Source organism: Streptomyces sp. NBC_01446 (assembly GCF_026340095.1).
In the GTDB taxonomy this organism is placed as follows: Bacteria; Actinomycetota; Actinomycetes; order Streptomycetales; family Streptomycetaceae; genus Streptomyces; species Streptomyces aureus.
Genome location: NZ_JAPEPO010000001.1, coordinates 6,183,550 through 6,196,789, shown reverse-complemented (window position 1 = coordinate 6,196,789; position 13,240 = coordinate 6,183,550). Strand labels below are relative to the sequence as shown.

The following is a 13,240-nucleotide window of genomic DNA, read 5'->3' as shown; positions in this document are numbered from 1 at the left end:
CTTGACCCCAGTTCATGGAGCGAACCCGCTCCGTGACGCCGCAGACCGACGGCTCCCGCGTATCGCGGGGCCGTCGGGTCTGGTCATCTTCGGTGTCACGGGCGATTTGTCCCGTAAAAAGCTGATGCCCGCCGTTTATGACCTCGCCAACCGGGGTCTGCTTCCGCCGGGCTTCTCACTGATCGGCTTCGCCCGACGCGAATGGGAGGACGAGGACTTCGCGCAGGAGGTGCACGACGCGGTCAAGGAACACGCGCGTACGCCCTTCCGCGAGGAGGTCTGGCAGCAGCTCGTCCAGGGCATGCGCTTCGTCCAGGGCAACTTCGACGACGACGACGCCTTCGAGCGCCTGAAGTCGACGATGCAGGAGCTCGACAAGGCGCAGGGGACGGGCGGCAACTTCGCCTTCTATCTCTCCGTTCCCCCCAAGTTCTTCCCGCAGGTCGTGCAGCAGCTGAAGAAGCACGGCCTCGCGGACGCGCCCGAGGGTTCGTGGCGCCGCGCGGTCATCGAGAAGCCGTTCGGCCACGACCTCGAGTCGGCCAAGGAACTGAACGCGATCGTGCACGAGGTGTTCGCCCCGGACCAGGTGTTCCGGATCGACCACTACCTCGGCAAGGAGACCGTCCAGAACATCCTGGCCCTGCGCTTCGCCAACACCCTCTTCGAGCCGATCTGGAACCGGTCGTACGTCGACCACGTGCAGATCACGATGGCCGAGGACATCGGCATCGGCGGCCGCGCCGGCTACTACGACGGCATCGGCGCCGCCCGCGACGTCATCCAGAACCACCTCCTCCAGCTCATGGCCCTCACCGCCATGGAGGAGCCCGCCTCCTTCGACGCGGACGCGCTCGTCGCCGAGAAGGCCAAGGTGCTCGGCGCGGTCCGGCTGCCCAAGGAGCTCGGCGAGCACACGGTCCGCGGCCAGTACGCGGCCGGGTGGCAGGGCGGCGAGAAGGCCGTCGGCTACCTCCAGGAAGACGGCATCGACCCCAAGTCGAAGACCGACACCTACGCGGCGATCAAGCTGGGGGTCGACAACCGCCGCTGGGCGGGCGTCCCCTTCTATCTGCGCACCGGCAAGCGCCTCGGCCGCCGCGTCACCGAGATCGCCGTCGTCTTCCAGCGCGCGCCCCACTCACCCTTCGACCACACGGCGACGGAGGAGCTCGGCCAGAACGCGATCGTCATCCGCGTCCAGCCGGACGAGGGCATCACGGTCCGCTTCGGCTCCAAGGTGCCCGGCACCTCCATGGAGATCCGGGACGTGTCGATGGACTTCGCGTACGGCGAGTCGTTCACGGAGTCGAGCCCGGAGGCGTACGAGCGGCTGATCCTGGACGTCCTGCTCGGCGACTCGAACCTCTTCCCGCGCACGGAGGAGGTCGAGCTGTCCTGGAACATCCTCGACCCGATCGAGAAGTACTGGGACAAGCACGGCAAGCCGGCCCAGTACCCCGCCGGCACGTGGGGGCCCGCCGAGGCGGACGAGATGCTCGCACGAGACGGACGGAGCTGGCGCCGGCCATGAAGATCGACCTCACGGACACCACGTCCAGCAAGATCAACAAGGCGCTCGTGCAGGGCCGCCGCTCCATCGGCACCCCCGCCGTCGGCATGGTGCTCACCCTCGTCATCGTGACCGACGAGGAGAACGCCTACGACGCGCTGAAGGCCGCCAACGAGGCGTCCCGCGAGCACCCCTCGCGGACCCTCGTGGTCATCAAGCGCGTCTCCCGTTCGCCGCGTGACCGCACGACGTCGAGGCTCGACGCCGAGGTGCGGGTCGGCGTGGAGGCGGGGACCGGGGAGACGGTCATCCTGCGGCTGTACGGCGAGGTCATCAACCACGCCCAGTCGGTCGTCCTGCCGCTGCTCCTGCCGGACGCCCCGGTCGTGGCCTGGTGGCCGGTGAACGCGCCGCTCGACCCGGCCAAGGACCCGCTGGGCGCGCTGGCCCAGCGCCGCGTGACGGACACGTACGCGGCGGAGCAGCCCAACGACGAGCTGGAGGCCCGCGCCGGCGCCTACACGCCCGGCGACACGGACCTGTCGTGGACCCGGATCACGCCGTGGCGCTCCATGCTCGCCGCCGCTCTCGACCAGGTGACCTGCAAGGTCAACTCGGTCGAGGTGGAGGGCGAGGAGTTCAACCCGAGCTGCGAACTGCTCGCCATGTGGCTCGCGGGCCGGCTCGACGTGCCGGTCAAGCGGTCGGTGTCGTCGGGCCCCGGCCTGACGGCCGTGCGTATGCAGACGGACTGCGGCGCCATCGTGCTCGATCGCCCGGACGGTTCGCTGGCCACACTGTCGATCGAGGGCCAGCCGGACCGCGCGGTGGCCCTCAAGCGCCGCGAGACGTCCGAGCTGATCGCGGAGGAGCTGCGCCGTCTCGACCCGGACGACACGTACGCGGCGGCGCTGAAGTTCGGCGTGGACCGGCTCGGCGACCGGGCGACGGCGACGGGTGGGCAGGAGCCCGCGGCCGACACGGCCGCACCGGCCACCGCTCCCGCTCCCGCGAAGAAGGCAGCGGCCAAGAAGGCGCCCGCCAAGTCCGCCGCCAAGAAGTCCGCCTCGAAGGCGGCCGCCAAGTGATGAGCACGGCACCCCAGTTGGTGGTGCACCGCGACAAGGAGCTGATGGCGCAGGCCGCCGCGGCCCGGCTCATCACGAAGATCGTGGACGCCCAGGCCGCCCGCGGCTACGCGTCCATCGTCCTGACGGGCGGGCGCAACGGCAACGGACTCCTGGCCGCCCTCTCGGCCGCCCCCGCCCGGGACGCGGTCGACTGGACGCGCCTCGATCTGTGGTGGGGCGACGAGCGGTTCCTGCCGGACGGCGACCCCGAGCGGAACTACACGCAGGCGCGCGAGGCGCTCCTCGACTCGGTGCCGCTGAACCCGGACCGGGTGCACCCGATGCCGGCTTCGGACGGCCCGTACGAGGTGGACGCCGCCGCGCAGGTGTACGCCGCCGAACTGGCCGCCGCGGCGGGGCCGGAGGACCACGGCCCGGTGCCGACGTTCGACGTCCTGATGCTGGGGGTCGGCCCGGACACGCATGTCGCGTCACTCTTCCCCGAGTTGCCGGCGGTCCGGGAGACCGAGCGCACCGTCGTCGGTGTGCACGGTGCGCCCAAGCCGCCGCCCACCCGCGTCTCGCTCACGCTCCCGGCGATCCGGGCCGCGCGCGAGGTGTGGCTGCTCGCGGCGGGCGAGGACAAGGCGGAGGCCGCGGCGATCGCGCTGTCCGGCGCGGGTGAGATCCAGGCGCCGGCCGCGGGCGCGTACGGCCGCTCGCGCACCCTGTGGCTGCTCGACTCGGCGGCTGCCTCGCAGCTTCCGCCCGAGCTGTATCCGCCGCACGTCGCCTGAGGCTCGCCACGCGAGACGACACGAACGCAGGGGCCCCGCACCGTAGTTGGCTGGTGTGGGGCCCCTACGCGTGCGCCCTGCGGTAGCTGCTGCCGTCGCGCTCACGTACGAGCAGCCCGTCACTCACGCAGTGCCTGCGCAGCGCCGAGGTGTCCTCGTGGACGGTGCGGAACGCGTCGTTGACCTCGCCCTCGGTGTAGGTGCGCTCGGTGTCGAAGAGCGTGTCCGTGAGGTGGACGAGGAGTTCGTGGCGCACGGTGGCACGGACCGGGATCGAGGTGAGGCGGCCGCGGGCGAAGAACCCCGTGAGGCGGCGCGGCACGGCGGGATGGATCTCCGCCGGGCGCTCGCGGCGGAACACGGAGGGGTCCGCCCGCAGCGTTCCGTCCGGCCGTCGCTCGACGAGCCCGGTGGAGACGAGTCGCCCCAGGTGCTTGCGGACGGCCGGGGAGTCCTCGTCACGCGGCTCCAGCTCGTCCAGCACGATCCGCGCGTAGAGCTTCAGTCGTTCGGGGTCGGCGAGCGCGGACATGAGCTGGTCCATGGGGTCCTCCCGGCAGGTGACGCGACCGGAGCAGTGTCACCCGCCGGGGGCGGCGGCGCACCCCAATTAGATGCGCCGCTCAGGCACTCAACGACCGCGCAGCTCGCGGTACTTGGCCACCAGCGCCTTGGTGGACGGGTCGAGTCCCGGCACGTCGGCGCCCTCGGTGAGGGCGGGCTCGATGCGCTTGGCGAGGACCTTGCCGAGTTCGACGCCCCACTGGTCGAAGGAGTCGATGTTCCAGACGGCGCCCTGGACGAACACCTTGTGCTCGTATAGGGCGATGAGCTGGCCGAGGACGAACGGCGTGAGCCGCTTCGCGAGGATCGTCGTCGTCGGGTGGTTGCCCTGGAACGTCTTGTGCGGCACGAGCTCCTCGGGCACGCCCTCGGCGCGGACCTCGGCCGGGGTCTTGCCGAAGGCGAGGGCCTGCGTCTGCGCGAAGAAGTTGGCCATCAACAGGTCGTGCTGTGCGACGAGTCCCGGCAGCAGGTCCGCCACGGGCTCGGCGAACCCGATGAAGTCCGCCGGGATCAACTTCGTTCCCTGGTGGATCAGTTGGTAGTAGGCGTGCTGCCCGTTGGTGCCGGGGGTGCCCCAGACGACGGGCCCCGTCTGCCAGTCGACCTCCGTGCCGTCCCGCGTGACGGACTTGCCGTTCGACTCCATGTCGAGCTGCTGGAGGTACGCCGTGAACTTGGACAGGTAGTGCGAGTACGGCAGGACCGCGTGCGACTGCGCGTCGTGGAAGTTGCCGTACCAGATACCCAACAGGCCCATCAGAAGAGGGACGTTGGACTCGGCGGGGGCGGTGCGGAAGTGCTCGTCGACGAGGTGGAACCCGTCGAGCATCTCCCGGAAGGCGTCCGGGCCGATCGCGATCATCAGCGAGAGGCCGATGGCCGAGTCGTACGAGTAGCGCCCGCCGACCCAGTCCCAGAACTCGAACATGTTGGCCGTGTCGATGCCGAAGTCGGACACCTTCTCGGCGTTCGTCGACAGGGCCACGAAGTGCTTGGCCACGGCATCCTGGCCGGCCCTCAGTCCGGTGAGGAGCCAATTGCGCGCGGAGGTCGCGTTGGTGATCGTCTCGATCGTCGTGAACGTCTTCGAGGCGATGATGAACAGCGTCTCGGCCGGATCGAGATCACGCACCGCCTCGTGCAGGTCCGCACCGTCCACGTTCGACACGAAACGGACCGTCAGGTCCCGGTCGGTGAAGGAGCGAAGCACCTCGTACGCCATCGCGGGGCCCAGATCCGAGCCGCCGATCCCGATGTTCACGACGTTCTTGATCCGCTGGCCGGTGTGGCCCGTCCACTCCCCCGAACGGACCTTGCCCGCGAAGACGGCCATCTTGTCCAGCACGGCATGCACCTGCGGGACGACATCGACACCGTCGACCTCGATCACCGCGTCACGCGGGGCCCGCAGCGCCGTGTGCAGCACGGCCCGGTCCTCCGTCGTATTGATCTTCTCGCCGCGGAACATGGCGTCCCGCAGCCCGAAGACGTCGGTCGCGGCGGCGAGCTCGCGCAGCAGGCGCAGCGTCTCGTCCGTGACGAGGTGCTTGGAGTAGTCGACGTGCAGGTCGCCGACCTGGAGCGCGTAGTCGGAGCCGCGCGCCGGATCGGCGGCGAACAGCTCTCGCAGCTGCACGTCTCCGAGTTCTTCCCGGTGCTTGGCGAGCGCCGTCCACTCGGGCATCTGATTGAGCCTGGTACGGCTTTCTGCGTTCATCTCGGACTTCAGCCTTCTCTCGTACCTGAGTACGTACCTTGCCCCGCTGCTTGACCAACCTAATTGATCAGGGCCCGGTATACGGCATCTGTCCGGACCGCTACGGCCGAACGAGTCCGGCCGGACACTTGTGTGTGTCCGGCCGGTGCTCAAGTCCTAGATCTCGCCCCGCAGTTTGGCGAGCGCCTCCGCGAGGATCGCCTCGCCGTCCGCGTCACTGCGCCGCTCGCGCACATACGCGAGATGCGTCTTGTAGGGCTCGGTGCGCGGCGGGTCCGGCGGGTTGTCCCGGTCCTGCCCGGCAGGGAAGCCGCAGCGCGGACAGTCCCAAGTCTCCGGCACCTGCGCGTCGGAGGCGAAGCTCGGCTGCGTCTCGTGCCCGTTGGAGCACCAGAAGGAGATGCGCAGACGCGGCGCGGACTCGCCGCGCTCGGCCTCGCCCATCGGCCCCGCCCCGACCCGACTTCCTCGGATCGCGTTGCCACTTGCCACGGTCGTAACTCCCTGCGTGATGGTGCCGCGGAGCTTGTCGGCGTCTCACTCCGCCGCGGGCGCCTCAGTCTACGTAAGGCCCAACGCGCGTCCAGTGATTGGAGTTACATCCCCGCCCCTAGACGCAAGCCCCATGATAGGCCGCGCCGGAGGGCGCGTACCGAACATGGGGCCTTATGTGCGCGATGTGCAGGTGTGACGGCGTCAGTTGTTGACCTTCATGAGCAGGCCGAGCACGACAATGCACGCGAACCACAGCAGACCGAGCACGATGGTGATGCGGTCCAGGTTGCGCTCGGCGACCGACGAGCCGCCGACGGACGACTGCATGCCGCCACCGAACATGTCGGAGAGACCGCCACCCTTTCCCTTGTGCATCAGCACAAGGAGCATCAGCAGCAGGCTGAAGACGATCAGGGCGATCGAGAACCCCATAACCACGGCTGGTCCCTACTTCCTGGCAATTCTCTCGGACTGAACTGATACGTACTGCGATGTATCCGTACTGCGACTTATACGTGCTGCGGGGGCCCGGTGGAAAGCCACCCGGCCCCCGCAAGGGTACGACGTAACGCCGCTACCGCATACTCACGGCCTGTTCGTTCGTCTCCGGGGCGCTCTGTGTCGGTGTCGAGACGCCGACGCGCCCCCGCGGCTCACTGGTCGCGGAACCGGATGATCTTGACGAACTCCTCGGCGTCGAGCGCCGCGCCGCCGACGAGGGCACCGTCGACGTCGGGCTTCGACATGATCTCCGCGACGTTCCCGGACTTCACCGAGCCGCCGTACTGGATGCGGACCTTGTCGGCCAGCTCCTGGGAGTACAGCTCGGCGAGCTTGCCGCGGATCGCCCCGCAGACCTCCTGGGCGTCGTCGGCGCCGCAGACCTTGCCGGTGCCGATCGCCCAGACCGGCTCGTACGCGATCACGACGGTCTCGGCCTGCTCGGCCGGGATGTCCTTGAGACCGCCCTCGACCTGCGACAGCGTGTGCCCGACGTGGTCGCCCGCCTCGCGGACGTGAAGCTCCTCGCCGACGCACAGGATCGGGGTCAGGCCGTGCCTGAAGGCGGCCTTCACCTTGGCGTTGCAGACCTCGTCGGTCTCGTCGTGGTACTGCCGGCGCTCGGAGTGGCCGACCGCCACGTACGTGCACTTGAGCTTGGCGAGCATCGGGCCCGAGATCTCACCGGTGTAGGCACCGGAGTCGTGGGCCGAGATGTCCTGGGCGCCGTACTTGATCTTGAGCTTGTCGCCGTCGACCAGGGTCTGTACGGAGCGCAGGTCGGTGAAGGGCGGCAGGACCGCGACCTCGACGGCGTCGTAGTCCTTGTCGGCCAGCGCGAAGGCGAGCTTCTGGACGTGGGCGATGGCCTCGAGGTGGTTGAGGTTCATCTTCCAGTTGCCCGCCATCAGCGGCGTGCGGGTGGTCATTGAGGTCAGTCCTCCAGTGCGGCAAGGCCGGGGAGCGTCTTGCCCTCAAGGTATTCGAGGGAGGCGCCGCCGCCGGTCGAGATGTGGCCGAATGCATTCTCGTCGAAGCCAAGGAGCCGGACGGCCGCGGCGGAGTCGCCACCGCCGACGACCGTGAAGGCCGGGGAGTCGAGGAGCGCCTGGGCGACCGCCTTGGTGCCCTCGGCGTAGTCGGGGTGCTCGAAGACGCCCATCGGGCCGTTCCAGAAGACGGTCCCTGCGTCGGCGAGCTTCGATGCGTACAGCTTGCGGGTCTCCGGACCGATGTCGAGACCCTCCTGGTCGGCCGGGATGGCGTCCGCGGCGACAGTGGTGGGGTTGGCCGGGGCCTTGGTCTTGAGGTCGGGGAAGTCCGGCGAGACCAGGACGTCCACGGGGAGCACCAGCTCGACGCCGTTGTCCTCGGCGCGCTTGATGTACTCCTTGACGGCCGGGATCTGGTCCTCCTGGAGGAGGGAGATACCGACCTCGTGGCCCTGGGCCTTGAGGAAGGTGTAGGCCATGCCGCCGCCGATGAGCAGGCGGTCGGCCTTGCCGAGCAGCTGGTCGATGACGGCGAGCTTGTCGGAGACCTTGGCCCCGCCGAGCGCGACGACGTACGGCCGCTTGACCTCGTCGGTGAGCTTCTTCAGGACGCCGACCTCGGTGGCGATGAGGTAGCCGGCGTAGTGCGGCAGGCGGGCCGGCAGGTCGTACACGGAGGCGTGCTTGCGGTGCACCGCGCCGAAGCCGTCGCCCACGTAGACATCGGCCAGGGCGGCCAGCCGGTCGGCGAACTCACCGCGCTCGGTGTCGTCCTTCGACGTCTCACCGGCGTTGAAGCGGAGGTTCTCGATGACGGCGACCTGGCCGGGCTCCAGACCGTCCACCGCGTCGTGGGCGGCGGGGCCGACGGTGTCCTGGGCGAACGCGACCGGCTTGCCGAGGAGCTCGGCGAGGCGCTCGGCGGCCGGCAGCAGCGAGAACGCCGGGTCCGGGGCTCCCTTGGGGCGGCCCAGGTGGGAGGCGACGATCACCTTGGCGCCCCCGTCGGCCAGGGCCTTGACGGTGGGCAGGACGGCGCGGATGCGGCCGTCGTCGGTGATCTTGCCGTCGGCGAGAGGCACGTTGAGGTCGGCGCGGACGAAGACCCGCTTGCCCTCGACCCCTTCGGCGAGAAGTTCGTCGATCGTCTTCATGGCTGGACTCCTGGACTTCTTGGGTGGGCTGACGCACAACAGGGCCCGGACGGCGCGGCGTTGCGCGGTCCGGACCCTGTGCTCACATCGAGATGCCGGCTCTGGATTTAGAGCTGGCCGCCGACGAAGACCGTGAGGTCGACGAGACGGTTGGAGTAGCCCCACTCGTTGTCGTACCAGCCGAGGATCTTCACCGAGTTACCTTCCTGAACCATGGTCAGGGAGGAGTCGAACGTGCAGGACGCCGGGTCGCCGACGATGTCGGAGGAGACGATCGGGTCCTCGGTGTAGGACAGGTAGCCCTTGAGGTCGCCGTCCTCGGACGCCTTCTTGAACGCGGCGTTGACCTCGTCCTTGGTGGTCTCGCGCGCCAGGGTGACGACCAGGTCGGTGGCGGAGCCGGTCGGGACCGGGACGCGCATCGCGATGCCGTCGAGCTTGCCCTTGAGCTGCGGGAGGACCAGGGCGGTCGCCTTGGCGGCACCGGTGGTGGTCGGAATGATGTTCTCGGCAGCGGCACGGGCGCGGCGCAGGTCCGAGTGCGGGAAGTCCAGGATGCGCTGGTCGTTCGTGTACGCGTGGACCGTGGTCATCAGGCCCTTGACGATGCCGAAGTTCTCGTCGAGAACCTTGGCCATCGGCGCCACGCAGTTCGTGGTGCAGGACGCGTTCGAGATGACGTGGTCCGTCGCCGGGTTGTACTGGTCCTGGTTGACGCCCATCACGATGGTGATGTCCTCGTCCTTGGCCGGAGCCGAGATGAGGACCTTCTTGGCGCCGCCGGCGATGTGCTTCTCGGCGTCGGCCTTCTTCGTGAAGATGCCGGTCGACTCGATGACGATGTCGACGCCCAGCTCGCCCCACGGGATGTCGGCGGGGTTGCGCTCGGAAAGGACCTTGATGGTGTGGCCGTCGACGGTGATCGTGTCGGCGGTGTGCGTCACCTCGGCCTTGAGGCGGCCGAGGATGGTGTCGTACTTCAGAAGGTGTGCGGTGGTCGCGGTGTCACCGAGGTCGTTGACAGCCACGATCTCGATGTCTGCACCCTGCTCAAGCAGCGCGCGGAAGTAGTTACGCCCGATGCGGCCAAAGCCGTTGATGCCTACGCGGATCGTCACGAACCGATCTCCTCGTTGGTACGCCGGTTTTAGACGCCGGCGAGTTGTATGGGATGTCCCCGACCGCCTCCGACCCTACCTCTCCGAAGCCCTCCGAGTGACATTGAGTGGACCCTTGTGCGGCCCGGCGGCCCGTACCGCCCAGTAGGGGCACGGACCGCCGGGATTCCCGCTCATCTGGCGCTTTTCGCGAAAAGTGAGCGGGCCGTTTTGTCCGGTTTTCGGCTTGGTGGTTTTCAGCTCTTCAGGGAGGCCAGCGCCTTCCCCACGAGCACGCTCCGCTCGGCCGCCGTGGCGACGTGTTCGAGACCGAATCCGAGGAGCACGGTGTCCTTGGTGCTGACGGCTCCGTATGTCTTGAACAGTTCACCCGCACGGGCCCAGTTCTTGGTGACGACGGGGCTGCCCGCGGGCGGGCCCGCGACCGTCCAGGCACCGAACGACGACTCGAAGCCCTCGGTCTCCTTCGCGGCGCCGCCGATGACGACGGACGCGTTGTCGGCGAGGACGCCGTGGCCGCCGCTGCCGGGGTCGGTGATGTAGCTGAGCGAGACCTCGACCGTCTTGCCCGCGTAGGCGCTCAGGTCGAAGGTGACCGGCTTCCAGCCGTCCGAGGCGCCCGTGAAGCTGTTCCAGGAGCCGGAGGTGCCGGTGGCCGTGCAGCCCGCGCTGCCGGGCGTCAGATAGCGCTTGAGCGCCGGGTGCTCCTTGATCAGGAATCCGGCCTCGCACTCGGCGGGGACGGCCTTCGTGGTGGCGCCGCCGGCCTCGGGCAGCGTCGTCCAGTCCTCGGCGCCCGCCGTGTGCGTCTCCAGCACCGCGTGGTCGTATCCGGGCTCGGTGTCCCACAGGAGCTGGAACTTCAGGGACGGCTTGTCGGCGGCGGAGACCCCGGTGAGGTCGATGGTGCGGGTCAGGCGCTTCCAGCCGTCGTCCGTGTGCACGGCGGCGGCCATGGAGCTGCCCTCGAACGGGCTGTACGGGTTGGGGGTGCCCGCGTACTCACCGGCGCCCGCGCTCGTGAATTGCGGGTAGTCGGCCTTGGACAGCACGTCGGAGGTGGCCTGGTAGGTCGCGGCGATGTTCAGCGGGTTGCCGGGAGCGTCGCCGAGGCCCGCGGCCGCGCCGGTGAGCACGCCGGATCCGGCGAACTTCGTGGCGCCGGGCGTCGACGTACGTGAGTACGCGCCCAGGTAGTACTGACTGAAGTCGTTCGTGGTCGTGTCGCCGATGGCGACGGAGCCGCCCGCCTGCTCACCGGCCTCGATCAGCTTGCCGCCCTCGTTGAGGTAGTCGCGCAGGGCGAGTTGGGTGGTGAGGCCGGGGCGGTCGGCGCCCGTGTAGTGGACGACGGTCCTGAAGTGGTCGAGTACCGCGAGTGCGTCCGGGGCGCCCTGGGTGGCGACGTTCCACACGAGCGGGGTTCGGCCGTTCGCCTTCAGCGCGTCCACGTAGGCCTTGGCCTGCTGGCCTGCGGCGTCGTTCTCGGCGACGACGAGGGTGTCGGCCCTGGGCCGCTCGGCCACGGTGTACGTGAAGTGCTCGCTGGAGGTGCGCTTCCCGGACTTGCCGCGTCCGGTGAACCAGACCTCGACCTTGTCGCCCGGGTCCGCGCCCTCGATCCTCGCGCGGTACGCGTCGAAGTGGAGGTTGTCGTCGCCGCCGTAGGTCTCGCCGCCCTTCCAGGCGTGCAGGTCCTCGTCGTGCGTACGGCCGCCGTCCACGCGGTAGTTGAGCTCCTTGTCGCGCACCGACTTGCGGGCGGTCACCGAGACCTCCTGATCGGCGCCGCGCGCGTACGAGGTGCTGAAGGCGGCAGGGGTGAAGTCGGGGGCGTCGAGGCCGACCGAGGAGGACGGCTGATCCGGGTGCGCCGCGGTCTCGGCCACGGAGAGCGCGAACGGAATGTTCTTGGCGAACTCCTGCTGGATCAGCTTCTCGTCGTCCGGGAAGGTGAAGACCGACTCGCAGTCCTCGGGGCGCCACTGGTCGTCCGGGTCCACGGCCGACGCGGTCTGGCACTCGCTCATCTCCGGCGTGAACATCCCGGTGCCGTTGACGTTGCCCGCGTGCCCGTCCGCCTCGCCGTTGGTGGTGTACAGCTCGGAGGAGACCTGCGGGTGGTAGCCGGGGATCGCGGAGTTCTCGGGGGTCCCGGCGAGCGCCTTGTAGAGCACGTCGTCCGGCGTCGGCGTGGCCACCTGCCAGCCCACTCCGTAGAGCAGCAGCTCGGCCGCGGAGTGGTAGTTGATGGCGTACCGGAAGCCGATGCGCTTCTCGAAGGCGTCGAGGGCCTTCGTCTCGGGCTCGGAGCCGGGGCTCGCGCCGCGGTAGGTCTCACTGGCGGGGCTCGGGGACGAACCCTCGTCGTCGTATCCCCACTTGTAGGCGAAGTTGCGGTTGAGGTCGACGCCGTCGCCCGTGGTGATCGCGCCGTCGCCGTTCACGTCCCGCATGTTCTTGCGCCACTGGCGGTCGCCGTCGGGGTTGAACGTCCAGTCGTACCCGTCGGGGTTCGCCGACAGGACGAACCACATCTCCGTGGAGTCGACGATCTTCTTGATGCGCTTGTCCTTGGAGTAGTTGTCCAAGTAGTAGTGCATCAGGCGGCGGGTCATCTCGGGGGTGATCCACTCGCGGGCGTGCTGGTTGGACATGTAGAGCACGGACGGCTTCGAGCCGTCCCTGGTCGTACGGGCGCCCTTGGTGAGCTTGACCGCGAGGATGTCCTTGCCCTGGACCGTCTTGCCGATGGAGACGACCTTGGTGAGGCCGGGGTGGGCCTGGCCCGTCCGGACGATCTCCTCCTGGAGATTGCCCTTGCCGCTGTAGGGGCGGAACACGCCGTCGCCCGCGGCCGCCACACGGGCGCGCGCCTTGGCGGAGAGCGTGTGCTCGGTGAGTTCGACGCCCTTCTTCTCCAGCTGCTTCGCCTGCTTGTCGGTGAGGTAGACCTCGACCTCGGCCTTCCCCTTCTCGGGGGCCTGTTCCCCGAGTTCGTGCCCGTCCTGCCCGGCCGCGAGGAGCAGGGGTACCTGCTCCTTCGTGACCTCGGCACGGAACACCTTGACCGGATCGGCGTCCGACCGGGGTGCACCGCCGCTCTGCGCCTGGGCGACGGGCGTCAGTCCCGCGCCTCCCAGTCCGCCCAGAATGAGTGCCGTGGTGGCGAGGATCGATCTCGCTCTTCGTCTCATGAGCCCCCCTTGCAGTTGTGTACCGCAGAAGCAGGTGAGTACCGCAGAAGCTGTGGTGTCCCGCAGAAGTCGCGGTGTACCGCAGAAGCGAACAGACGCCAGACTCATGACAGTTCATG

General features: G+C 68.9%; 11 protein-coding genes. 3 read left to right on the top strand and 8 right to left on the bottom strand.

The features are described 5' to 3' along the window. Position 1: 1 nt before the first annotated feature. From zwf to pgl, 3 genes are read left to right on the top strand one after another with little or no spacing between them, the layout of a single operon-like run. Positions 2 to 1,534: a glucose-6-phosphate dehydrogenase gene (gene zwf, locus OG456_RS27750; RefSeq protein ID WP_266565585.1), complete on the top strand. Its 1,533-nt coding sequence runs from the start codon at positions 2 to 4 to the stop codon at positions 1,532 to 1,534. After that, the gene (gene opcA, locus OG456_RS27745; RefSeq protein ID WP_266565583.1) at positions 1,531 to 2,601 is read left to right on the top strand and encodes a glucose-6-phosphate dehydrogenase assembly protein OpcA; all 1,071 of its coding nucleotides are present in this window, start codon (positions 1,531 to 1,533) and stop codon (positions 2,599 to 2,601) included. The genes zwf and opcA overlap by 4 nt, the downstream gene beginning before the upstream one ends. Further along, positions 2,601 to 3,380 (top strand): 6-phosphogluconolactonase, encoded by a 780-nt coding sequence (gene pgl / locus OG456_RS27740; protein ID WP_266565581.1) that lies wholly within the window; start codon positions 2,601 to 2,603, stop codon positions 3,378 to 3,380. Before opcA ends, pgl begins: the two co-directional genes overlap by 1 nt. Before the next feature lie 64 nt (positions 3,381 to 3,444). Here the strand turns inward: pgl and OG456_RS27735 are convergent, their stop codons facing one another. From OG456_RS27735 to OG456_RS27700, 8 genes are all read right to left on the bottom strand, one after another. Beyond that, positions 3,445 to 3,714: a DUF2087 domain-containing protein gene (locus OG456_RS27735; RefSeq protein ID WP_266569457.1), complete on the bottom strand. Its 270-nt coding sequence runs from the start codon at positions 3,712 to 3,714 to the stop codon at positions 3,445 to 3,447. A 297-nt stretch (positions 3,715 to 4,011) separates the two neighbouring features. Further along, a complete protein-coding gene (gene pgi / locus OG456_RS27730; protein WP_266565579.1) occupies positions 4,012 to 5,664 on the bottom strand; it encodes a glucose-6-phosphate isomerase in 1,653 nt (550 codons plus the stop codon). 156 nt (positions 5,665 to 5,820) lie between these two features. Beyond that, positions 5,821 to 6,156, bottom strand: a complete 336-nt coding sequence (locus OG456_RS27725) for an RNA polymerase-binding protein RbpA (protein ID WP_003976875.1) — start codon at positions 6,154 to 6,156, stop codon at positions 5,821 to 5,823. Positions 6,157 to 6,360: 204 nt separating this feature from the next. Then, the gene (secG, locus tag OG456_RS27720) at positions 6,361 to 6,591 is read right to left on the bottom strand and encodes a preprotein translocase subunit SecG (protein ID WP_100592391.1); all 231 of its coding nucleotides are present in this window, start codon (positions 6,589 to 6,591) and stop codon (positions 6,361 to 6,363) included. Positions 6,592 to 6,812: 221 nt separating this feature from the next. Beyond that, a complete protein-coding gene (gene tpiA / locus OG456_RS27715) occupies positions 6,813 to 7,589 on the bottom strand; it encodes a triose-phosphate isomerase (protein ID WP_266565575.1) in 777 nt (258 codons plus the stop codon). Positions 7,590 to 7,594: 5 nt separating this feature from the next. Next, positions 7,595 to 8,806 (bottom strand): phosphoglycerate kinase, encoded by a 1,212-nt coding sequence (gene pgk, locus OG456_RS27710; protein WP_266565573.1) that lies wholly within the window; start codon positions 8,804 to 8,806, stop codon positions 7,595 to 7,597. A 107-nt stretch (positions 8,807 to 8,913) separates the two neighbouring features. After that, positions 8,914 to 9,924 (bottom strand): type I glyceraldehyde-3-phosphate dehydrogenase, encoded by a 1,011-nt coding sequence (gene gap / locus OG456_RS27705; protein WP_266565571.1) that lies wholly within the window; start codon positions 9,922 to 9,924, stop codon positions 8,914 to 8,916. Positions 9,925 to 10,160: 236 nt separating this feature from the next. Continuing rightward, positions 10,161 to 13,121: a M14 family metallopeptidase gene (locus OG456_RS27700; protein ID WP_266565569.1), complete on the bottom strand. Its 2,961-nt coding sequence runs from the start codon at positions 13,119 to 13,121 to the stop codon at positions 10,161 to 10,163. Between the last annotated feature and the right edge of the window lie 119 nt (positions 13,122 to 13,240).

Coding starts and splice junctions, on each gene's coding strand:
- OG456_RS27700 (WP_266565569.1), bottom strand. CDS start 13,121: ATGAGACGAAGAGCGAGATCGATCCTCGCCACCACGGCACTCATTCTG.
- tpiA (WP_266565575.1), bottom strand. CDS start 7,589: ATGACCACCCGCACGCCGCTGATGGCGGGCAACTGGAAGATGAACCTC.
- pgi (WP_266565579.1), bottom strand. CDS start 5,664: ATGAACGCAGAAAGCCGTACCAGGCTCAATCAGATGCCCGAGTGGACG.
- opcA (WP_266565583.1), top strand. CDS start 1,531: ATGAAGATCGACCTCACGGACACCACGTCCAGCAAGATCAACAAGGCG.
- pgl (WP_266565581.1), top strand. CDS start 2,601: ATGAGCACGGCACCCCAGTTGGTGGTGCACCGCGACAAGGAGCTGATG.
- pgk (WP_266565573.1), bottom strand. CDS start 8,806: ATGAAGACGATCGACGAACTTCTCGCCGAAGGGGTCGAGGGCAAGCGG.
- secG (WP_100592391.1), bottom strand. CDS start 6,591: ATGGGGTTCTCGATCGCCCTGATCGTCTTCAGCCTGCTGCTGATGCTC.